14 protein-coding genes are annotated in these 21,815 nt (G+C 68.8%); 9 read left to right on the plus strand and 5 right to left on the minus strand.

Going from position 1 to position 21,815, the window contains the following annotated elements; all coding sequences use genetic code 11:
* Nucleotides 1-332: 332 nt before the first annotated feature.
* On the minus strand, nt 333-5,099 hold the full coding sequence (locus EGK76_RS14705) for an ATP-dependent helicase (protein ID WP_123833110.1): 4,767 nt from the start codon (nt 5,097-5,099) through the stop codon (nt 333-335).
* A gap of 330 nt (nt 5,100-5,429) precedes the next feature.
* On the opposite strand from EGK76_RS14705, the gene EGK76_RS14710 reads away from it, so the two are divergent.
* Nucleotides 5,430-5,921, plus strand: a complete 492-nt coding sequence (locus EGK76_RS14710; protein WP_096300472.1) for a DUF6491 family protein — start codon at nt 5,430-5,432, stop codon at nt 5,919-5,921.
* A gap of 320 nt (nt 5,922-6,241) precedes the next feature.
* On the opposite strand, the gene EGK76_RS14715 is transcribed toward EGK76_RS14710, so the two are convergent.
* On the minus strand, nt 6,242-6,598 hold the full coding sequence (locus EGK76_RS14715) for a hypothetical protein (protein WP_123833111.1): 357 nt from the start codon (nt 6,596-6,598) through the stop codon (nt 6,242-6,244).
* Between the two features lie 731 nt (nt 6,599-7,329).
* Between EGK76_RS14715 and EGK76_RS14720 the strand changes: the two genes are divergently transcribed.
* Nucleotides 7,330-8,502: a linear amide C-N hydrolase gene (locus EGK76_RS14720; RefSeq protein WP_199730929.1), complete on the plus strand. Its 1,173-nt coding sequence runs from the start codon at nt 7,330-7,332 to the stop codon at nt 8,500-8,502.
* 588 nt (nt 8,503-9,090) lie between these two features.
* Here EGK76_RS14720 and EGK76_RS14725 read toward each other — a convergent pair.
* The gene (locus EGK76_RS14725) at nt 9,091-9,873 is read right to left on the minus strand and encodes a hypothetical protein (RefSeq protein WP_096298041.1); all 783 of its coding nucleotides are present in this window, start codon (nt 9,871-9,873) and stop codon (nt 9,091-9,093) included.
* Between the two features lie 271 nt (nt 9,874-10,144).
* Between EGK76_RS14725 and EGK76_RS14730 the strand changes: the two genes are divergently transcribed.
* Entirely contained in the window at nt 10,145-10,699 is a 555-nt protein-coding gene (locus EGK76_RS14730; RefSeq protein WP_123833112.1) for a sigma-70 family RNA polymerase sigma factor, read from the plus strand.
* A gap of 209 nt (nt 10,700-10,908) precedes the next feature.
* On the opposite strand, the gene EGK76_RS14735 is transcribed toward EGK76_RS14730, so the two are convergent.
* Nucleotides 10,909-11,835, minus strand: coding sequence for a cobalamin B12-binding domain-containing protein (locus EGK76_RS14735; RefSeq protein WP_123833113.1), 927 nt, complete (start codon nt 11,833-11,835; stop codon nt 10,909-10,911).
* A gap of 97 nt (nt 11,836-11,932) precedes the next feature.
* Here EGK76_RS14735 and EGK76_RS14740 point away from each other — a divergent pair, with 97 nt between their 5' ends.
* The 4 genes from EGK76_RS14740 (at nt 11,933) to EGK76_RS14755 (ending at nt 16,196) form a co-directional block, all read left to right on the plus strand.
* Nucleotides 11,933-12,466, plus strand: coding sequence for a fasciclin domain-containing protein (locus EGK76_RS14740; RefSeq protein ID WP_123833114.1), 534 nt, complete (start codon nt 11,933-11,935; stop codon nt 12,464-12,466).
* A 175-nt stretch (nt 12,467-12,641) separates the two neighbouring features.
* Complete coding sequence (locus EGK76_RS14745) at nt 12,642-13,022, plus strand: hypothetical protein (protein WP_123833115.1); 381 nt, start codon at nt 12,642-12,644, stop codon at nt 13,020-13,022.
* Between the two features lie 392 nt (nt 13,023-13,414).
* Nucleotides 13,415-14,860 (plus strand): hypothetical protein, encoded by a 1,446-nt coding sequence (locus EGK76_RS14750; RefSeq protein ID WP_123833116.1) that lies wholly within the window; start codon nt 13,415-13,417, stop codon nt 14,858-14,860.
* Nucleotides 14,841-16,196 (plus strand): serine hydrolase, encoded by a 1,356-nt coding sequence (locus tag EGK76_RS14755; protein WP_123833117.1) that lies wholly within the window; start codon nt 14,841-14,843, stop codon nt 16,194-16,196. Before EGK76_RS14750 ends, EGK76_RS14755 begins: the two co-directional genes overlap by 20 nt.
* 301 nt (nt 16,197-16,497) lie before the next feature.
* Here the strand turns inward: EGK76_RS14755 and EGK76_RS14760 are convergent, their stop codons facing one another.
* The gene (locus EGK76_RS14760) at nt 16,498-17,019 is read right to left on the minus strand and encodes a hypothetical protein (protein WP_123833118.1); all 522 of its coding nucleotides are present in this window, start codon (nt 17,017-17,019) and stop codon (nt 16,498-16,500) included.
* Nucleotides 17,020-17,323: 304 nt separating this feature from the next.
* Between EGK76_RS14760 and EGK76_RS14765 the strand changes: the two genes are divergently transcribed.
* The gene (locus EGK76_RS14765; protein WP_123833119.1) at nt 17,324-19,066 is read left to right on the plus strand and encodes a Na+/H+ antiporter; all 1,743 of its coding nucleotides are present in this window, start codon (nt 17,324-17,326) and stop codon (nt 19,064-19,066) included.
* 190 nt (nt 19,067-19,256) lie between these two features.
* Nucleotides 19,257-21,212, plus strand: coding sequence for an FUSC family protein (locus tag EGK76_RS14770; RefSeq protein ID WP_123833120.1), 1,956 nt, complete (start codon nt 19,257-19,259; stop codon nt 21,210-21,212).
* Nucleotides 21,213-21,815: the final 603 nt, after the last annotated feature.

Consider the following 21,815-nt stretch of genomic DNA (forward strand, 5'->3'; position numbering starts at 1 on the left):
CGTCCAGCAGGATGCTGATCCAAAGTGTTTTGTCCCTGCGGCATGCCGGGAGCCCCCCTCTGTCGAAGCGCGCGGACCTTTGCCGGGCGCCGCTTGACGTCGAGGACATCGATTTCACCGGCACCCGCAATACCACGTCGTTCGCGAGGCACGCTCATGATCAGCCCCTACCAATCACCTTCCTTGCCATGTCGCAGCGCGATACAGCTCGGGAACTGATGGAACGGGTTCGGCGCGGCGGAGAAACAGACTGCGATGGACGTTGGCCCTGGCGCCATTACTCCAGAGTTATCTCCGGTCCGCTTTCGGGAACGGTGTCATGGCCCGCCGTTTCATCCATACCAGGCCAGCCCCTTGGGGGCGCTCGAAAACCCGATGGCACGAAGCGCAGCGGCCAGCGGGCTCCTGGACGGGGACAGATCGTCCACCCGCTCCAGGGTGAAGGCTCCATGTTTTTCCCGTTTCAGGGCGGTTGCCAATGCGTTGAGGCCGGCGGCATGCGCCCTGGCCGTGGCGACGTCATCCGCATCGCCATAGCTGAGCAAATGGCGCCCGCCCTGGGCGAGGTAGAACATCAGGCGTCCGTCGACCAGCACCACGAAGGCCCCGGCGCGGCACGCTGGACGCGTACTCGACGGATGGGAAGGCCACGGCAGCAAGGTCCCGAAGGGATTGGCGGGGTCCACAGCGGACAGTGCCACCGCGACAGGCTCGCCAGGAGAGGTGGATGCAAGTTCGCGCAATCGGTCGACCGTCATGCGTTCGGCGAACTGGGCAGCCCCCAGGCCCTCGACGAAGCGTCCGCGCAGCACGCGGCCGGTGTCCTCCATCCCGCGAAACACGGGCCGCAAGGCCGGGAATCCCCCGGGAATGTCCTCAGCCATCGCCGCGCTGCGGGTGACCACGCCATAGCGGTCAAGCAGACCTTCGACCCGAGCGAGCGCCCGCGCCGTATCGTTCATCGGCTCAGGGGACAGCAGCGACCAGCGGCCTGCGAGCGTGGCATCGCCGAGTGTCGCGACAGATGTCATGGGCGAGGTCGCCGCCGACATTCGATCCCCGTAGGCCCTGCCGCGAAGTCCTGTGCGCCGCCGGGATGTCTGGATGGCGCGCGGCCGCCGTGTCGGGCGTGCGTTGCAGTAGGCCCGTACGGGCGACCAGGTGTCGGCGGTGACATGACCGCTCCAGACCAGGCTCCAGAGCGCCTCGCCGATATCCGAGGGCGTGGGCGTCGGCGCAGGTTCTCCCTGCCGGCGGGTCGCAGCCAGCGTCGCGAGTTGGCGCACGAAGTACGCGCCGCCGTTGGCGAGACTTCCGAGAAGCTCCTGCTGCAGCGCAGACAGATGGAATGCCGAGGCGGCGTCCGGTGGTGGCAACAGGGTCTCGGCTGCAAATTCGTGGAGGTGGAACGCCACGAGTCCATCGTTGTCGCCAAGCCGTCCATGCCCGGACCAGAGCACCGTGCCCGTGGCGATCAGTTCCTCCAGCATGCCGGGGGCGTAGTCCCGCACCCGAGCAGGAAGCACCTGGCTTTCCCAGAGGGAGGCCGGCAGCGCCACCCCTGCGAGTTGTTCGATGACGCGGACCACGCCGTCGATGCCTTCCAGCGCACCGCTGCCCGCGTGCGCTCCGGCGACGGCTGCGTTGCTCGCGGTCTCGGGCACCAGGTACTGACGCTCTGGCAGCAGGCGTGCGTAGGCCTGCTGCGGCACCGGCCGGGTCGCCTCGCGGGCGGCCTGCAGCGAGCGTAGTCGCAGGCGCTTGAACACCTCGTCGCCCACCCACTCGTGGCGTGCCCGCGGATGGATGCCCGTTTCAGGCGTCTGTGCTTCGAGCCGGCGCTCGACGCCGAAATTGCCCTTCAGCAGCTTGCCCTGGCTCGCCAACTGCTCCAGCGCTTCGTCCGCCACGGCCACGCCGAGGCCGAACCGGCTTGCGACGTCGCCGGTGCAAAACGCCGCATGGGTGCGGGCGTAGCGTGCCAGCAGATCGCGCAGCGGCGCTTGCGTCGGCTCGAGGAAGACGCCGGGCAGCCCGGCTGGCAAGGCGATGCCAAGCGCATCGCGAAGGCGCGCGGCATCCTCGACGGCAGCCCAGTGGTCACTGCCGGCGATCTTGACCCGGATGACGCGGCCGTCGCGCTCCAGATCGGCCAGGTAAGCACGGGCCTGCTCCCCGTCACCGAGTCGCTGTGACACGTCCTGCGTCGTCAGTGGCCCGAGTTGGCGCAGCAGGTCCGCCGCACCTTCCATCCCCCTGGCCTGATGGCTGGGCGCCAGACGTTGCAACTCCCTTTCAATGCGATCGACAACGGCCGGGTCGAGCAGTTCGCCCAGGTCGACCTGGCCGAGCAGGTCACTGAGCAGGCCACTGTCCAGCGACAGCACCGAGGTGCGCCGCTCGGCCAGTGGCGCATCGCTCTCGTACATGAACTCCGCGACATAGCCGAACAGCAGACTCGCCGCGAAGGGAGACGGCACCTCGGTCGTGACTTCGGCGATCACCACCGCGCCATCCTGCAGGCGCTGCATCAGCGCATCGAGCGCGGGCAGATCGTAGACGTCCTGCAGGCACTCGCGCGCGGTTTCGATCAGGATCGGAAAGTCCGGATAGCCCTGCGCGATCTGCAACAGCTGGCCTGCGCGCAGCCGTTGCTGCCACAGTGGCGAGCGACGGCCCGGCATGCGGCGCGGCATCAGCAGCGCACGCGCGGCGCATTCGCGGAAACGGGCGGCGAAAAGCGCCGAGCCAGCCACTGCGTCGGTGACGGTCTTGCGCAAGGTCTGCGGATCGCAGAGGAACAGCTCGGCCCCGGGCACGCGCCCGGCGGTGTCCGGAATGCGGGCGATGATGCCGTCGTCGCTGGCAACCACCGAAGGGTCGACCTTCCAGCGCTGGCGAATCCGCTCGGCGATGACCAGTGCCCACGGGTCGTGGACACGCCTGCCGAAGGGGGAATGCAGGATCGCGCGCCAGTCGCCTGTTTCGTCGCGGCAGCGCTCCAGCACCAGAGTGCGCTCGGTGGGCAGCACGCCGGTTGCCTCACGCTGCTCCGCAGCCAGCCTGAGCAGGTTGTGCATCGCATTGGGGTCGAGCCCGGCTGCCTTCAGCCGCCCCTCCAGGGCGGCGGTCATGTCCGGCGTGCCATCGCCGCTGCAAGCGCCCTCCAGCAGTCCGAGAAAAGCGCCGATGGCCTCGCCCAGCTCGGCGGGCCGGCCCAGCCCGTCGCCGCGCCAGAACGGCAGCCGGGCCGAGCGCCCCGGAGCCGGCACCACGACCACCTGGTCGTTGGTGATCTGCTGGATGCGCCAGGAGGACGTTCCCAGGGTGATGATGTCGTTGACTTTCGATTCGTAGACCATCTCCTCGTCGAGTTCGCCGACCCGGCGTGAGCCGGCCTGTTCCTCACCTTCGGGCAGGACGACGCTGAACATGCCCCGGTCCGGGATGGTGCCGCCGCTGGTGACGGCCAGTTGCTTGGCGCCGGGTCGGGCGCTCAGCAGGCCCGTGTCGCGGTGCCATACCAGGCGCGGGCGGAACTCGGCGAAATCCTCGGAGGGATAGCGCCCGGCCAGCATATCGAGCACCGCGTCGAACACGCTGCGCGGCAAGCTGTGGAACGGCGCCGCGCGGCGCACCGTGGCATACCAGTCGTCGACGTGCACCGCTTCCATGGCCACTGCGGCCACCGTCTGTTGCGCCAGCACGTCGAGCGGATTGCGAGGGGGATCGATCGCCTCGATGCGCCCGGCAAGCATGGCGTCGATGGTGACCGCAGCGTCGACCAGGTCGCGCCGGGTGCGCGGGTAGATCAGCCCGGCGGAGGTGCCGCCCACCTGGTGACCGGCGCGACCGACACGTTGCAGGGCACTCGCCACCGAGGGCGGCGCCGCAACCTGGATAACCAGTTCGACCATGCCCATGTCGATGCCCAGCTCCAGGCTGGAGGTCGCCACCACGCAGCGCAGCTCGCCCGACTTCAGCGCCTGCTCGATCTCGCTGCGCTGCTCCTTGGAGACCGAACCGTGGTGTGAGCGGGCGATCAGCGGTGCGGTCCCCGCGGAGCGGCCGCTGGTGCCGCCAGCGGTCGATGGAAAGTGGACCGCGGGATCGCCAGCTGCCGCCATTGCGCTGGCGTCCGCGTCCTCCAGGCGCTCGGCATAGAGCTCGTTGAGGCGCGCGGTCAGCTTCTCGGCCAGACCGCGCGAATTGGCGAACACGATCGTCGAATGCCGGCGCAGTACCTGGTCGAGGATGCTGGACTCGATGTGGGGCCAGATCGAACCTGCCCGGCCAATGGGGCCATCGTTGCGCGGCGGGACGTCGGTCATGTCCTCGACCGGCACGACGATGCGCAGATCGAACTGGCGACTGGAGGGCGGGTTCACCACCGCCACCGGGCGCGATCCGCCCAGGAACCGGGCCACCTGCTCTACGGGACGCACCGTTGCCGACAGGCCAACGCGCTGCGCCGGCGCCGCCAGCAAGGCATCGAGGCGCTCCAGGCTCAATGCCAGATGCGAACCGCGCTTGCCGCCTGCGACCGCATGGACCTCGTCCACGATCACGGTCCGCACGCCGCGCAGCGTCTCCCGCGCCTTGGACGTGAGCATCAGGTAGAGCGACTCGGGGGTGGTGATGAGGATGTCGGGCGGGCGCCGCAGCAGGCGTGCACGCTCGGCCTGTGGCGTGTCGCCAGTGCGCATGCCGACCATGATCTCGACGGCAGGATCGCCGCGCCGCTTGCGTTGCGCGACGATGCCTTGAAGCGGAACACGCAGGTTGCGTTGCACGTCCGTACCCAGCGCCTTGATCGGCGAGATGTAGAGGATGCGGGTCGCGACGTCGCGTCCACTGGCCGTGCCCGCCTCCTGCGCCTCGCGCTCCCGGAAAAGCTGGTCGATGGCCTGCATGAAGGCGGCCAGCGTCTTGCCCGAACCGGTCGGTGCGATCACCAGCGCGTTTTCGCCGGCGCTGATGGCCGCCCAGGCCGCAGCCTGGACGGCCGTCGGCGACGGGAACGCCGAACCGAACCAGGCGCGCGTAGCGGGCGCGAAGTATTCGAGCGATTCGGCCGTCGTGGTGTCGGGTGACAACATCGTCTGGATCAGTCCTTGGGGCTCTTGATTGCCGTGTGGTCGAGAGCGCCAGGACACCGGCAGTGCTGCCCCAGGCGAAGTCGATGTTACGTCGCGGGGTAGGCAGGACAGCCGGCACACCATCGCCCCCAGCGCGAAGCCAGGACCTGATCTGCAGCGGATGGAGACGCACACGCCGTGCGCTCGAGAGGCCGCGTAGGGCGCCCTGCACGCCACCCTGACGAAGCCCCCCTGCTGCTGAACGTCACTCGATCATGACTCGGCACGCATCGGGCCGGGCGCATGATCCGCTCGACTACAACGGCGCGGATGCGCCACACGGAGGCGGCAATGGACATCAGGAAAGTGCGAATACTTGCCCTGCCCGCGCTACTGGCGCTGGCAGCTTGCGCGTCCACCCCTGGCCTGAGCCAGAGTGAGAAGTTGGCCCTTTACCAGGCCAACGCCGGCCCGCCGGTACAGGCCTTCAGCATGGATGACTTCGATTTCGATGGCGGAATCGATGGCTGGACTGCGCTGGGCGACAGCGCGCTCGCCGTGTGGACAGGTCCCGGGGAAGCCTGGCTCCTCACCCTGAATGCCCCGTGCACCAACCTGGGCTTTGCACAGGACATCTACCTGACCAACTCCGGGGGCATGGTGTTCGCACGCCTGGACAAGGTAATCCCGCGTGGCATCGGCCTGATGCCCTCGCCCATGCCTTGCTACATCCAGCAGATCCAGCCGCTGGACGTGAAGGGTTTGCAGACGACGGAGAAGGAGCTGCGCCAGCTCCAGATGCAGGAACGCGCGGCGTCACAGGGGACGCAAACGTCTCCCTGACGGCACTGACCGCTGTGGTAACCGGGGGGCGGCTCATGTCGCCCCCGTTCTTTTGGGAGGTCGGCAGGCCTTCGCCGCTCCGCTCAGGCAGGCCACCCGATATGTGAGAGCGCCCGTCGCCGAACTTCGGCGTGAGATGCGTCGCGATCGGATCGCGCGAAAGCCAGCCGCGCCGGCGCAAGGCGGGCGGTCCCGATCTTCTGCTCTCGGCGAGCAACCGGAGATCTGCGACCACGGCCAGCGGCCAGCTCTCCTTCCGGCTATCCCCGGCCGATCCGGCCAAGGTCAGGTAGCTGCGCCGTGAGGCCGCTCCCGGTGCTTCAGTTCCGAACCCGCACGGCGCGACTCCCCAGCGGAACGCGCGCCTGCTCCTCGTCGATTTCCACCCAGCCGTCCTGCGCGGAGTATTCGACCGTCGCGACCGTCTTCTGGCGGCCCCACCACATACTCTGGGTCACCCGGATCTGGCCCCCATCCAGAAACTCGATGTCGCTCGTCCGCCAGGTCAACGTGACAGCGAGCAATCCTGCAGCAAGCACAGCAAGCAAAAGTCTGCCCATCCAGGACTCGAAGAAGGCCGCTGAAGCACCTCTGGCGACTTGCTCCGGCGAAGTGGGAATCGAGTGTTCGTCCGCTTTTGAATTCACTACATGGTTCCGTTCGAATACCGGGTGCACCGTGGCCGCACCGGGGGTGTGGAGCGCCCGCTTGCGTCTCCGGCGGGATTGCCAGCAACACATCGATGGCGGCATCTGTCTTGCGCTGCGTCTCGCACGCCTTGGCGATGCCGCTTCAGCTGATGCTCCAGCCGAGCCACCGGACCACCATGATGGCATCGTCCCCACGTTGCGCCACCGGCTTCAGACCATACCTCACGCCCCCGGCTCGCGCGTCCGGTAGCGCGGTGTGCTGGAGAACCTGCCAACGCGGCGTAGAGCGCGGCGCCCACGTGCCTGTGCTGTCGCGCCGGTCGGCAGTGGATCGCCCGGGACGGCCCGAAGCGGAGGTGCCACGACCGCCCCGGCGCGCCCCGCAGGCGTGAAGAAGGCTTTTCCGAACGCGCGCGCATACTGCCGCCCGGCTCCCCGTCGCGGTCCCCGTATCGCAAACCCCGCCACGGTGCGGGTGCGGCGATAACAGGCCCGACACCTTCGGTCAGGAACGGCGATGAAGGCAGGCACAGCGGCCCCCTCCGCTCAGTCCCGGGCAGGCCCGGGCCGCGGCCGGACGCCCGCCGCCACGCCGCCACGCCACACCGTCGTGTCCGCAACTCCTGCGCCACTGCGCGCCCGCATCCAGTCCGCCACGCCCGCGCCAATGCGCGGCCGGCGGCATCGCACCCGCGGGGCTCCGCCCTGCCTTTCCCCTGGCCGCGACCGCGCGACCGCTACGAAGAACGAGGTGCAACATGAAGTGGCAGCACATGCTCTATGCGCCGCTGGGCGCGATCACGCTCCTGGGCCCGATGCCAGCCGACGCCTGCACGGCGCTGCTGTACACCGACGCCAACAACCACACCTATGCCGGACGCACGGTGGAGCTGGGCGGGGAAATGCCCTACCAGCTCAGCTACGTCCCGGCCGGCAGGCGTTACACCTCCAGCCCCGACCAGCACCGCCCGCTGGAGTACACCTCGCGCTACGGCATGCTGGTGGTCACCTTGCCATTTCGCGCACCGACCCCGAACGCGCCGCTGGGACCGGCCGACCAGAAAGTCCTGGAAGGCATGAACGACCAGGGCCTGACCTTCAGCCTGCTCGCCTACGCCTCCGCCAAGGGCCCGCGCGACACAGTCGCCAAGACCCAGGAAGTGCTCTCGGCGCTGGACCTGGGCAGCTGGGCGCTGGGGCAGTTCACCACCGTGGCCGAGGTCAAGGCCGCGCTCGAGCGGCAGCCGGTCATCCTGGCCCCGCTCGCCCGGCTCGGCGGCGGCCAGCCGCCGGTCCATTTCATCGCCCATGACCGCAGCGGCGCCTCGATCGTCATCGAGTACGCCGACGGCAAACAGAACGTCTACGACAACGGCGTCGGCGTGATGACCAACGGCCCCAGCTTCCCGTGGCACCTGACCAACCTGGGCAATTACAGCTTCCTGGACAACGTCGACAAGCCAGAGACCACCTTCGGCACGTTCGTCGCCAAGCAGCCCGATGCGGGCAGCGCCACCTCCGGCCTGCCGTCGTCGGACACGTCGGTGGGCCGCTTCGTGCGCGCCGCGTACTACGCCAAGTTCGCGCACAAGGCGAATACCCCGGACGAAGCGGTGCTGACCCTGGCGCATGTCATGAACAACTTCGACCGGCCCAAGGACATCACCATCGACCTGCGCGGAACGGGCGCCGAAGGCGGCGGCACATCCGGGGGCAATTCCGGCGCCTCCACCGAGTACACCTCGGTCACCGTGCTCGGCGACCTGGACCGCACGCGGCTCTACGTCCGCGACTACGGCGCGCTCAACTACACCGGCTTCGACCTCGCCCGCCTGGGCGCGGCCGGCCAGGCGCGCACGGTGGCGCTGGCGGATGTGGAGAAATGGGGTCTGGACGGCACCGACGCGCTGCTGCAGGCCTCGGCCCCGTGACCGCAGCGCGCACCGCACGGCCAGTGTGATCAACGGGGCGGCCCTCGTGCACCTGCACGGGGGCCGCGCCTACGCCGAGGCTGCCCTCGTTTTCCAAACAGCTTGAGATCGATCCTGCCATCGAGGAGCGGGCACCCGACCGCCACGGAGGGGCGCTGCAGTGACGTCTCACGCCTTCAGCAGCGAAGCAATTCGACGTCCGGATTCACCGCCGCCAGTTGCTGTGTCCAGGCTTGCCGGGTTCTTTCGCCGTTGCAATCCATGGCGCACGCACGACCCCCCGTTTCAGGCATGTAACCCGTCGAAAGCTAGCGCCTTTGAACCACTCGGCTCGCAGACGAGCGTTGATGACGCGACGCAGGCGTTACCTCGCAGGTGACTGTTGCTCGCCTGCGATGCCTGATCCTCCCGTCCGTTTCAACGGATCTGGTCGCCGCCCGGGACGGGATCGGGCCTGCCCATCCGCCCGCCACGGGTTTGCGCCGGCGACGTGCATCGGCCCACGCCCGCATCCACTGCGCGCCGCGACCGGCGCGCAGTTTCCGTCCCGCAAAGCGGGCGGGCGTCCTCCGGCTACGCCAGGCCTGCTCAGAAGTCCCAGCGTCCGGACAGCGTGATCGGCACCGACACCCGCTTGCCGGTGTCGTTGATGCTCGACAACTCGAGCCCGCCGAGCGCGCTGTCGTCGTCGGTGAGGTTGGACACATAACGCACCCCACCCGACAGGGTCATGCTGAAGGTCTCGCCGAGGGGGACGATCACCCCGACGTTGGCACCGCCGGTCGCCGCCCAGCCCGACTCGTAGAAAGGCGCGTTCGGGATCGAGATGCCGCCGGCGGGGATGTCGAAGGTCGCGCTGATCTGGTGGGTCCTGGTGGCGCCCAGATAGCCGTCGATAAACGGGCGCGCAGTGTCAGGCGTGCCGAAGTAGTAGCGATAGCCCACCTGCGCCGACAGCGCTTCGTACTCGCTGAAACTGCCGTAGATCGGCAGCTCGGCCGACAGCGCCGGCACGAAGGCGTAGCCGACCAGCGCGCGACCACCGTCGGCGCGGGTCTGCCGGACCTGGCCGTAGATCTCGCGGCGATCATCGAAGGCGTAGCCAACCTCCAGGCCATAGGCCAGGGCGTTGTCGTAAATGCGCTCATGGCCGCGCGGACGGATGCGCAGTTCGGCAGGGAGCCCGGCCAATGCAGGGTTGAGGGCACCCAGGTCGGCGACGCGCGCGGTCGCGCCGCCATGGACGTCGCCGTTGACCGGCACGTCGATGCCGCCAAGGAGCGAGACCGACCATTTGCCGGCTTCGGGACCGGCGGCATGTGCGGTGGTTGCAATCAGGGCAGTGAATGGAAGGATCAGCCAGGTACGCATGGATAGCTCCGGAGCAGTCGGGGGAATATCGCCGCAAGCCGGCGATACAGATTCCTACGCGCCACGAGGCCGCTTGGATGCATCTGGGAGCGATTGATTTCAGGGCTGGGATCTGGCTGTCGGGAGGCCGCCCTGTACACCTTTCATACAGAGCCGCAATTGACCCATCGCTAACAGTGACGCGCCTAGCGTCCAGCCTCCCATGCCGTTTTCCCGAGGCCCGCCGGTGAGCGTCGCATGCAGGATCTCCCGCCGCAGTGATGTGCCAAGGATGGAACCAACCGACTGGTCGGAACTGATGACGCGCGTGGCGCGCACGCGCGATGCCGTCAGCTTCATGCGCATGTACGAGCATTTCGCCCCGCGCCTGCATCACTACCTGCTGGGCCTCGGCGTGCCCGCCGCGCGTGCAGAGGACCTGGTGCAGGACGCGATGCTGCACGCCTGGCGCGGCGCGCGGCAATTCGACCCCCGCCGCGCGACGCTATCGACCTGGCTGTTCCGCATCGCCCGCAACCTGCACATCGACAGCGTGCGGCGGGCCGCAACGGCCGCCCACGGCGATGAACTCGCCAGCGGCGACAATGCGGCCGTGAACCTGGCGCAGGTGCCCTCCCCCGAGGCCTATGCCGACCACGTCGGGCTCACCCGCGCTATCGACGCCCTGCCCGCCCTGCAGGCGCGGCTGGTGCGGATGTCCTTCCTGGAGGCCCGCAGCCATGGGGAGATCGCCAGCGAGCTGCACATGCCACTGGGCTCGGTGAAGTCATCGCTTCGACGTGCCTTCGCCCGGCTGCAGCACGGACTGACCGACCTGGCAGCGTAAGCGCCCCTGTTCCCCATCGGGATGTGGCCACGGTGCGATGTGGCCGCCGGGCGCGCTAGCGGGCTCCGATGAGGAATGCTTTCCGCGCGGGATCAGCAAGCGCCCGCGCGCTTCCCGCCGCGCATCGATTGCGAGCAGGCCTTCAAAATTGGCCGTGTGCCTGCACGGGCCACAAGCAGCGCGCGGCCCTTCGGCCTGCCTCCCCGGCTTCAGCCAGCCGCTGTCCGCTCGCGACGCGTCCGCAATGGGCGCCGCGCCGAGGCACATCGCCGGATGAGTTCCGCAAGCGACATCGGGTCGATCACCGCCTGGATCCGCGGCGACGCCACCGCTTCGGCCAGGTAGCGTGCATTGCCGCCGCCTACCCACACCGGCACATGCGGCTCGAGCGCCGCATCCAGCGCGCGCATCCCGGCCAGGGCCTGCGGTGCGTGGCCCGGATCGATCGAACTGACCGCCACCGCAGCCGCATCGAGGCGGCTGGCCACCGTAGCCAGCTCGTCGGCAGGCAATCCGGTGCCCAGATACAGCACCGAGGCGCCGGCGTCGTGCGCGTGCAGCCCGGCCCCGAGCAGACCGAGTTCGTGCGGTTCACCGGGCAGGGTCGCAAACAGCACCCGCGGACGGGCCGCGCCGGGGTGCTGGGTCAGCACCGACATCAGCCTTGACCGCAGCAGACTGCTGACCAGGCGTTCCTGCGCGATCGCCAGACGCCCGTCGGCCCAGCGCACCCCCACTTCGCGCAGCAACGGCGCGACCACACGCGACACCAGCACCGCCACCGGCAATGTGGTGATGGCGACTGTCAGGTCGCGATCGAACTCGTCGATGCGGTAATCCGCAATCGCATCGAGCATCTGCCCCGGCAACGCATCGAGCCCGCCATAGCCGGTATCGCGACTCGCTCCCGACAGGCGCTCCAGCGCGGCATCGTCGAGTGCGGCCAGATCGCGGATGGGATGGCCGCGGCCGGTGAGGCGATGCAGATGACACAGCCTGTCCACCATCTGCGCGTCGTACAGACGCCGACCGGCCGCGTCGCGAAGCGGCACAACCGCGCCGTGGCGGCGCTCCCATGCGCGCAGGGTCTCGGGCGTCAGCCCGGTCAGTTCGGCAGTGGCCTTGATGGGGAACATCGGTCACGAATGTACATGGTCCGTACACCCTTGTACTGGACAGCCGATTAACCGCGGCGAATGGAAGCTGGTGCTACATCCACAAGGGAGTTTCCCGATGAATCAGCCCACCGCCTCCACCCTCCGCTCGCTGACGATCGCCCTCGCGCTCGGCCTGGCCGCCCCGCTCGCCTTCGCGTCTCCGCCGTCGTCGGGCACCGCCGCGCCAGCGAAGCGCGCGTCTGCCGATATCGTGGACACCGCCATCGCCGCGGGCCAGTTCAAGACCCTGGCCGCCGCCCTCACCGCCGCCGATCTGGTCGACACCCTCAAGGGGCCGGGCCCGTTCACCGTGTTCGCGCCCACCGACGCCGCCTTCGCCGCATTGCCGCCGGGCACCGTCGCCAATCTGCTCAAGCCCGAAAACAAGGAGCAGCTTGTCGCGCTGCTGACCTACCACGTCGTACCGGGGCAGGTGCCGGCGGCGCGGGTGGTCACCATGGATTCCGCGACCACCGTCAATGGCGGGAGCGTCGACATCAGCGCCCAGAACGGCAAGGTGACCGTCGACGAGGCCAATGTCGTCACGCCCGACGTGATGGCCAGCAATGGCGTGATCCACGTCATCGACCAGGTACTGATTCCACGCTGAGCGTGGCCCCTGCGCACCCCGACGGTGCGGATGATCGGCTCACGCAGCAGCAACGGAGGGGCGTCCCGGGCGTGCCGTCGCGTCCGACCTTCTCCGGTCAAGCACCGGCGGGGGTGAGCCAGACCGAGCGGGCAACCCGACCTACTCGTCGGTTACATACAACCGCTTCGGGGAAGTGAACCGACCGGGCTTCTCCGGCCTGCACTACTCCGAGGACTACATCGATCCCGGGGTCTGGAAATATTCGGCGGCCGCCAGCACTGCCGAAGCCCGCCGGCTCCACCGGTCCGACCGCTACTTCGAGTACCGCCCCCAGGTGCGGCCGGAGGGCCACCACGGTGAGGCCTTCCACTACCGCACGGTCAACGCCGACATGGCCGGCTGGGCGGTCGCTCGCCTCGGGCATGTCGGTCGCGAAGCTGCCCTCGGAACGGCTGCGGCGGCCGATGGGCACCGAGCAGTCGGGCTACATGCCGGTGGACGCCATCGGCACGCCCTACGCCCGGCGATGGCCTCAGCGCCGGACTGCGCGACCTTGGACGGCTGGGCCTGCTGATGCTCACCGAGGGCAGGAGCAACGGCCGCCAGCTGTTTCCGCCGAAGGTGGTGCGCCATATCCGCGGCGACGGCGACAGGGCCAGTTCGGCACCGCCTACCCGACGATGATCGGCGGCAGCTACACCAGCCTGTGGTGGGTGTATCCGGGCGGGCACGAGGACATCCCCGCGCGCGGGGTGCATGGCCAGACGATCTACCTGGACTTCACCGCGTGCGTGGTGCCCGCGCGCCTGCCACGTTCCCGAAGGCCGGCAACCGACGCCGCTGGGCCACGTGGACGCGCCTGCGCCCCGGGTGGAACGCTCAGGCAGGAGGCTTCACGACCGCCGTACGCCCCAAGCGTACGCTGCCCGCTACCGCCTATTCGGCGGTGCCAACGGACCACCGGGCATGGGCAGGCTGGGCCGATACCTCCGGGTAGCGCTGCGCACAGGCGCGCTGGTCTGCGCCGGCGTCGCCTGCGCCAGTGGCGCGCAGGCGCAGGATCGCACGACCCTCTGGACCTCCAACGCCACCACGGTGCGCTGGCATGCGCAGTTCGGCCTGAACCTGGTGTCCGAACGCAACCTGTTCTGGAACCTCTCCAACACCACCAACCCCCAGGCCGGCTTCGATCCGGATACGACCTGGCTGGAAGGCTATGCCACGCCCGGGGTGAGCTTCACCCACCGCACCGGCAACCTCGACGTGTACGGCAAGCTGTCGGCGGTGGCCTCATTCACCCGTGGCACCGATGCGTTCGACGCCACCAACACCGGCGCGACCACCCTCGACGATGCCTACCTCGGCCTGCGCGAGGCGGGCGATCTCCCGCGCTGGGACATCTCCCTCGGCGGCCGCGCGCTGGAGCTTGGCAGCGGCATGCTGATCTCCAATGGCGGCTCCAGCGGCTTCGAACGCGGTGCGCTCAAGTTCGGCCCGCGCAAGGCCTGGCGGCATGCGGCCATCGCGCGCGCGCGGCTCGGCGACAGTGAGCTGACGGCGTTCCGCCTCGCGCCCAACGAGCTGCCGTCCAACGACGGCCACAACCGGCTCGCGGGCCTGGACCTGCGCTGGGACAGCGGCGATGGCAACTATGCCGGTGCCACCTTCGTCCACGTGCTGGAGTCGCGCTCGCCCTACGTGCAGGCCGCTCCGGACGGCCTCGGCCCGCCGACCATCCTCCCGGAGGGGCGGCACGGGACCCGCGCGCTCAACCTGTACCTGCGCGCCACCCTGCGTGAGGGCCCGCTGCGCAACTGGTTCGGCGCGGCCGACATCGCCATCGAGCGCAACCGCAGGGTCGACCTGCGCGCATGGGGCGGTCGCGCCCAGGTCGGCTATGTGTTCATGGATAAGCGCTGGACCCCGTGGGTGTCGCTGACCTACAAGACCTTTTCCGGCGACGACCCGCGGACGCGGGCGCTGGAGCGGTTCGATCCGCTCTATTACGACGGCGACCCCAGCACCTGGTCGTCCGGTTCGAAGTCCTCGATGGTGTTCATCAACTCCAACGTGCGCAGCACCGAGCTGGCGGTCGGGATCAGCCCGACCCAGCGCGACACGTTCAGCCTGCGCATCGCGCGGCTGGAGGCCAACCAGCTTGGCAGCCCGCTGCAGTTCGGCCAGGCCACGCGCGTGGTCGGTTCCGGCAGCGCCGCCAACCTGATCTCCGGCGTGGTGCGCCCGCACCTGGCGGACGACGTGTTCGTGCAGTACAGCCGCGTCATCAACCCGGTGACGTTCCTCACCACCGGCCTGAGCGCATCGTTCCCCGGCAGCGGGATCAGGCGCGTGGCCCCGGGCAGCACGCCCGTCTGGCTCGGAGCATTCGTCAATGTCGTCGTCAATTACTAGAACGTGGGTCCTGTTGGTCGGCATCGCCGCCGCGACGGGCGTGGCGGCGCAGGAGCCCGCCCCGCCGGAACCGGCGCCGCTCACCGCCGCGCAGTCCGATCCTCGCGTGATGGGCTGGATGCAGGGCTTCCCGCCGCCGCCGGACAAGCGCATAACCCAGCCCGACTCCGTGTACTTCAGCTTTCCCAGGCTGCGCTGGTCGGTATGCCACATCCGCCAGCTGCTGCCGACCATCGGGATCAGCCGCGGCCTTGGCGACCCGGTGCCGTTGCGGTACGTCGGCGACCGGGAGCTGGAGCGGCTGGGGCGCGAGATTGACGCGCTGAGCTTCACCCCGCTCGACGGTCGTCCGCCGATGACGTGGGAACAATCGCTGGCGGCGAACTACACCGACGGCATCCTGGTATTCCATCGTGACCGCGTGGTCTACGAGCGCTACTTCGGCTGCCTGGGCGACGACGGCAAGCACGCCGCGATGTCCATGACCAAGTCCCTGACCGGCCTGCTGGCGCAGATCCTGGTGGCCGAAGGCAGGCTCGACGAGAACGCGAAGGTGGTGGACATCGTGCCGGAAGTGGCGCGCAGCGCCTACGCGGACGCGACCGTTCGCCAGGTGATGGACATGACCACCGGCGTGCGCTACTCCGAGGACTACGCCGATCCGGACGCGGACATCTGGCAGTACGCCGCGGCGGCCAGCCCGCTGCCGAAGGGAGAGGACTACGCCGGCCCCAACGGCTATTTCGAGTACCTCGCGCAGGTGCAGCCGGAAGGTGAGAATGGCGCGGCCTTCCACTACAAGACCGTCGATGCCGACATGGTCGGCTGGATCGTCGCACGCGTATCCGGCAAGTCGGTCAGCGAGCTGGCCTCGGAGCGGCTGTGGCGGCCGATGGGCGCCGAGCAGGACGCCTACATGACGGTGGACGCGATCGGCACGCCCTACGCCGGCGGCGGGCTCAGCGCCGGCCTGCGCGACATGGGCCGCCTGGGCCTGCTGATGCTGCAGGAGGGCGTGATCAACGGCAGGCGCCTGTTCCCGGCCGCCGTGGTGCGCCACATCCGCGACGGCGGCGACCCGGCCAAGTTCGGCAACGCGTATCCGGCACTGGTGGGCGGCAGCTATACCAGCCTGTGGTGGGTCTATCCGGGCGAGCACGACGTGATCGCCGCGCGTGGCGTGCACGGCCAGACGATCTACGTCGACTTCAACGCGCAGGTGGTGATCGTGCGGTTTGCCTCGTTCCCCAAGGCACAGAACACGCTGATCGACCCGACCTCCATCCCCGCCTTCCAGGCACTGGCCGGCTACCTTCAGGCAGCGGCGGACAGATAACGTGCCGCTGGCGGCGGGCGCGTCCGGCGGTCACCCAGCTGGCCGCGGCAGCGGCCTGGGGTCGGCAGCGTCATGAATCGGGTTCACGGCGAGCCCGAGTTCTTGCAGGCCCCGCGCCAGGCGCCAGGGCGGCGACCTGTATTCCCCTGCAAAACAAATGTTAGCGCCGGTTGCCGGATCGGCCGTGCTTGGCCTTCAGCGCACGCGCCATTTCCAGATGATTGGCGATCATCGTGCGGGTCTGCTCCAGCTGGGACTTCACTGCCGCGCCAGTCGCGCTCGGAATCGCGATCCGGCCGCTTCAGTGCTTCCTCCTCGCCGTGGATGATGTGATCCACCCAAGGCCTCGGCATACAGATCGTCGGTCATCGCGTCGAGTTTGCGGAAGTCCGCTTCCAGCCGTCACGGGTGCGCCGATGCTCGTCATCGTCGGCCTTGCTGTCAGCACTGCTGGCAGCGCTGCGGGCAGTCGTGGTGGACGTCGTCCGCTGGTGGTCGACGCCGTTGTCGACGTGGACGCTGGGGACGTGGAAGCGTGGTCTTTTCCACCATCCTTGCTGGAGGTGCCCAGCAACCGCTCCGTCTCGGCCAGGTTGCGGGTGCTGTCGGCCAGCAGGGTCTCTGCGTAACTGCGCACCTCGGGCTTCATGTTTTTCCTGTCGAGCGCATGCCGGGCCGCCCTGATCTCGTGGCGCTCGATGTCCGCCACTTTCTCCAGCGCCTTGTGATCGAACCCTGGGAGTGCGCCATCGGCCGTGATGGTGATGTCACCCGCCGTGGCCTGAGCGGCCGTGGAACCGCTGTCGGCGGTAGCCGCGAGCACGGTACTGGGCAGGCGCGGTGCTGCTGGCAGCGGACGAGCCGGTGGGCAGTGGTCGGCAGTCTTGTCATCTCTCTTGCCATCACAGGCGACGAGGACGACCGCAATAGCTGCAGCAAGCAGAGTCGGTGGATCCGCAATTGCTAGGCCTCAGTGAAAATGGAGGCGTCCCGAATGCAGGAGCGGCGCGCCGAACGACGCGTGTGGTGGCGGCGGGCTTGCCGCCGATCCTGAGTCGTTTCCCGCGTTCACGACCCCGCACCGCAGGAGGCGCAAGATCGACACGCCCGCTGCTCGGAGGCCGCGTATGCATACCGTCGAGACCGTGCTTGTGGTGCTGATGCTCGGCGCGATCACCGGCATCGTCGCGCGCTACATGCGCGGCATCCCGCTGCCGCTGATCCAGATCGCGCTGGGCGCGGCGGTGTCGCTGCCGCAGCGCGGCCTGCACATCGCCTTCGATCCCGAGCTGTTCCTGCTGCTGTTCATCCCGCCGCTGCTGTTCTCCGACGGCCGCCGCATCCCCAAGCGCGAGTTCTTCGCGCTGTACAAGCCGATCCTGCTGCTGTCGCTGGGGCTGGTGCTGTTCACGGTGATCGGTCTGGGCTATGTCGTGAACTGGCTGATCCCGAGCATCCCGCTGTCGGTGGCCTTCGCCCTGGCCGCGGTGGTGTCGCCGACCGATGCGGTCGCGGTCAGCGCGATCACCCGCAACCTCGGCATGCCGTCGCACACCCTGCATGTGCTCGAAGGCGAGTCGATGCTCAACGATGCGTCGGGCCTGGTGGCGCTGAAGTTCGCGGTCGCCGCGGCGCTGACCGGTGCGTTCTCCTGGACCGAGGTCGCCCGCGACTTCATGTGGATCGCCATCGGTGGCCTGGGCATCGGCGCCCTGCTCGGCTGGGGGTTTTCGGTGGCCCGCGACCGGGTCACGCGGCGCCTGGGTGACCTGGCCGCAACGCAGATGGTGCTGCTGCTGTGGCTGCTGCCGTTCCTGGCCTACATCGTCGGTGAGCGCATCGGCGTCTCCGGGATCCTGGCCGCGGTGGCGGCCGGCGTCACCACCAATTTCACCGAACTCAACCGCAGCAACTTCGTTGCCGAACGCATGCAGTCGCAGGGCACCTGGACCATCATCGAGGCAGCCTTCAACGGCGCCATCTTCCTGCTGCTGGGCCTGCAGCTGCCGACCGTCATCGGCGTGACCCTGGAGGAGGCGGGCGCGCACTGGTGGCTGCCGATCGTGTACGCGGCATGCATCTCGATCGCGCTGTTGCTGCTGCGCTGGATCTGGCTCACCCTCGGCGTGCAGGGCAGCCTGTTGCGTGCGCACCTGGAGGGCAAGATGACCGAGCGGCCGTCGCGGCTGCTGACCGTGGTGTCGACCCTGGCCGGTATCCGCGGCGCGGTGACCCTGGCGGCCGCACTGTCGCTGCCGCTGATGCTCAATGACGGCCAACCGTTTCCGGCCCGCAATCTGGTGATCTTCCTGGCCACCGGCACCATCCTCTTCACCCTGGTGGTCGGCAGCATCGGCCTGCCGCTGCTGCTCCGGCGGCTGCCGCACCAGGGCGTACCGAGCGTGGTCACCGAGGAACGCAATGCGCGGGTGGCCGCGTTCAAGGCCGCGATCGCCAGCATGGTGCTGGACAAGGACCAGGTGCAGTCGGCCGATCCGCACTGGCTGGCCGAGTACCAGGAGTCGGCCGGCCTGCTGACCCAGGAGTACCGGCGCCGGATCGACATGCTGCTGCCCGAGGCCATGGACACCGTCGAGGCGCAGGCCGAATCGCCCGAGGTCACGCGACGGCGGCACGAGCGTTACGTGGTGGAGATGGAACTGCGGTTGCGGGCTCTGCGGGTGGAACGCGACGCGCTGTATGCCGAGCGCCAGAAGCAGCACATCAACGACGAATCGCTGCGCAAGCTGGTGTCGGAGCTCGACCTGAGCGAAGTGGCCATGACCAGGCGCCTGGCCATGGCGCGGGAAGCCGCCGCAGTCTCAGCGGAGGCCGCAGCATCCGACCAGGAGACCGACGCGGACAGCTGAGCGCCGGGTCCCCGGCGGGCCGACGTGGGCAGCCGTCAGGGACAACTCCACCGTTCAACGCCCGTCCCCTGGCCCGCAGTGCTGCCAACTTCCCGTGCGCTGCGTGACCACGTCGGGAGCCGACGGACCAGGCGCAATCCCCTCACGATGCACGCATCCCACCCCCGGACCTTGCCCGCAGGACGACCCGATGACCGCCACGCTCAGGCTGTACTTGATGTCGCTGGATCCCGGCGGGGTGGGATTCCGCATGGGCCTGCGCGTGATGCTGACCCTGGCGATGGTGTGCCTGGTTCTGTGGGCGCTGGATCATTGGATTCCCCTGCATGCCCCGTCTTATGTACTCGGCATGATCACGGCCATCCAGAGCGCCATCCAGGTCAGGGACCGGACGCGCGCAGACCGTGCCCTTACACGGTTCTACGCCGCTCTGGGCGGATTCGCTGCAATCGCCGGCATTGCGGCTGCGGGAGCGTCCCTGCTGCGCATCGACGCATTGCTGCTGGTGACCGTCTTCCTTGCCACCTGCGCACGCCGCCTGGGTCCCCGCTGGCAGGCGGTGGGCATGTTCGCCTTCATGTGCGCGGTGGTCGGCTCGTTCCTGAAAGCGCCGGAAGCGCAGCTGCCGCAGATCGCGCTGGTGCTGGGCGTGTCCGGGCTGGTCGCGCACCTGGTCCAGAGCTACCTGATGCCGACCCGGCCGCCGCGCGCATTCCGACGGGTGGTGACCGCGACCACCGACATCTCCCGGCAGCTGCGACACATGCTCGGAACGCTCCAGGCAGACCAGCGCGACCTGCACTGGAAGGAGGCCCTGCGGCTTGCCCGTCGGCTGCGCAGCGATATCCGCATGTGCCTGGACTACCTGCCCATGCAACTGGAGGGGCCCGGCGCCGAGGCAACCCGCGCTGTGACGCTGCGGCTGCTGGATCTGCAACTGGCACTGGAGAGCGCGCTCTACTGCGCATCGAACGAAGCCTCGCGCCGTCCCGATGCCCACGCAGCCGTCGCGCGGCAGTTGCAGACCATGCAGGAGGCGGAAACCGGGCTCGCAACGGCCGTTGCCACCTTGCCGGCCACCTTTCCCGACGGGGCGGGCCCGGCCGGTGGTGCCGCGGCCGGCGCCACGCCCTGGCCCCAGCGCGGCCAGTGGCTCGAGGACCCGCAGTTGCGCATCGCCATCCAGGCCACCCTGGCCTGCGCGATCGCCATGGTCGGCGGCCGCCTGATCTCCTCCGATCGCTGGTTCTGGGCGGTGCTGGCGGCCTTCCTGGTCTTCATGAACACGCAGAACACAGGCGCGGTCACGGTCCGTGCCCTGAACCGGGCGATGGGCACCCTGGCGGGCATCGTCGTGGGCATCGGGCTCGCCACACTGCTCGGCGGCGACCTGTACCTGACGGTGTTGCTGGTGGCGCTGTCGGTGTTCGGCGTCGTCTACCTGGCACGCATCTCCTATGCCGGGATGAATATCTGCATCAACGTCGCGATCGCGCTGGCCTACGGCCTGGTCGGCATCTTCACGCCCAGACTGCTGGTGCTGCGGCTGGAGGAAACGGTCATCGGCGCCGCCGCCGGCATCTTCTGTGCGCTGGCGGTCCTGCCGATCGGCACGCATCGCGCCGTGGAACAGGCCAAGAACCGTCTGCGGGCCGCGCTGCAGGAGTTGCTGGAAGCGCTGGCTGGCGTGGCTTCCGACGACGCCGCCAGAAGCTCCGTCCCGTCCGCTGCCCGCGCGGTGGACCTGGCCTTCGCTGCTGTCCTCAATGCCTACGAGCCGTTTCGCAGCGTCTGGCACTTCGGTACATCCCAAGCCAGCACCGACGAAGGCCTGCGGCGCAGCTATCTCCTAGCCCATGCCGCGCACCTGCTCGAACATGCCTTGCGCTATCGCGCCCCGACGCCCGCCGAAGCGCAGCAATTGCGCGCCGTCGCCGCGCGGCTGCAGGCCGTGCAGGACCCGGGGGGCACGGGGGACGCCGAAGCGTCCGCCGCCGCAGCCGAACGCCGGTTCGCCGAACGTCAGGCCGCCGCAGCGATTCCCGACGAGGCGGTCCGGCGTGCCCTCCAGATCCTGTCGGAGAGCCTTGAGGAGGATGGGGCGAAAGGCCGGGTCGGCCCACTCGGGGATAGGGGCAGTGTGTGAAAAGGGTATCAATGCGAAGGTGCCAGGGACATCACGCGCAAACGGGGGCAGCGAACGGCGAACGGGGTCGGATTCACTTCCTGCACTTCGCCTTGGCCTCAGCCGACCCATGGGTTCAGCACGCACCGGATGCGCATAAACCCGCGTTCGCAAGCTACGCCGACGGCAGGTGGATGACCCGGCTGAATATCGCTGGTCGAGCTGCGCGGCGAGCCTGGGGCTGCGGCCCCACTCCGCCCTCAACCCGCAACCGGCGTGGCTCGCGCTCGGCTCCACCCCGACTGAGCGGTCGCGCTGTTACCGGGCTCCCCTTCTCGGCGCGCTCTCCGAGGACGCCTTGACCGAGATCCGCAACTCCCTGCAGCAACAACGCGCACGGGGCCGGACGACTTCCGCGCCACGGACGAAGCCAAAACCCGACGCTTCGCCGGCATCCGGCCGGCACACCGCCCGCGTCGTAACCCAGTCGATTGGGGGAACCTGACCCCGTTAACCACCCGCTCCGGGGGCCGGCGCGAGCAGCTGATGGCTGGGTCCCGCCGTAACGAAGTGAACAGGTTTGGAGGTCCCTGACACCTTTTCGTCACGCTTCCCCACCAGGAC

Origin of the sequence: Luteimonas sp. 100069 (assembly GCF_003813845.1) — a bacterium.
In the GTDB taxonomy this organism is placed as follows: Bacteria; Pseudomonadota; Gammaproteobacteria; order Xanthomonadales; family Xanthomonadaceae; genus Luteimonas; species Luteimonas chenhongjianii.

Excerpts from the sequence above, each read along its gene's own strand:
- EGK76_RS14705 (WP_123833110.1), bottom strand. The coding sequence starts at position 5,099 with ATGTTGTCACCCGACACCACGACGGCCGAATCGCTCGAATACTTCGCG.
- EGK76_RS14710 (WP_096300472.1), top strand. The coding sequence starts at position 5,430 with ATGGACATCAGGAAAGTGCGAATACTTGCCCTGCCCGCGCTACTGGCG.
- EGK76_RS14720 (WP_199730929.1), top strand. The coding sequence starts at position 7,330 with ATGAAGTGGCAGCACATGCTCTATGCGCCGCTGGGCGCGATCACGCTC.
- EGK76_RS14725 (WP_096298041.1), bottom strand. The coding sequence starts at position 9,873 with ATGCGTACCTGGCTGATCCTTCCATTCACTGCCCTGATTGCAACCACC.
- EGK76_RS14730 (WP_123833112.1), top strand. The coding sequence starts at position 10,145 with ATGGAACCAACCGACTGGTCGGAACTGATGACGCGCGTGGCGCGCACG.
- EGK76_RS14735 (WP_123833113.1), bottom strand. The coding sequence starts at position 11,835 with ATGTTCCCCATCAAGGCCACTGCCGAACTGACCGGGCTGACGCCCGAG.
- EGK76_RS14740 (WP_123833114.1), top strand. The coding sequence starts at position 11,933 with ATGAATCAGCCCACCGCCTCCACCCTCCGCTCGCTGACGATCGCCCTC.
- EGK76_RS14750 (WP_123833116.1), top strand. The coding sequence starts at position 13,415 with ATGGGCAGGCTGGGCCGATACCTCCGGGTAGCGCTGCGCACAGGCGCG.
- EGK76_RS14755 (WP_123833117.1), top strand. The coding sequence starts at position 14,841 with ATGTCGTCGTCAATTACTAGAACGTGGGTCCTGTTGGTCGGCATCGCC.
- EGK76_RS14765 (WP_123833119.1), top strand. The coding sequence starts at position 17,324 with ATGCATACCGTCGAGACCGTGCTTGTGGTGCTGATGCTCGGCGCGATC.
- EGK76_RS14770 (WP_123833120.1), top strand. The coding sequence starts at position 19,257 with ATGACCGCCACGCTCAGGCTGTACTTGATGTCGCTGGATCCCGGCGGG.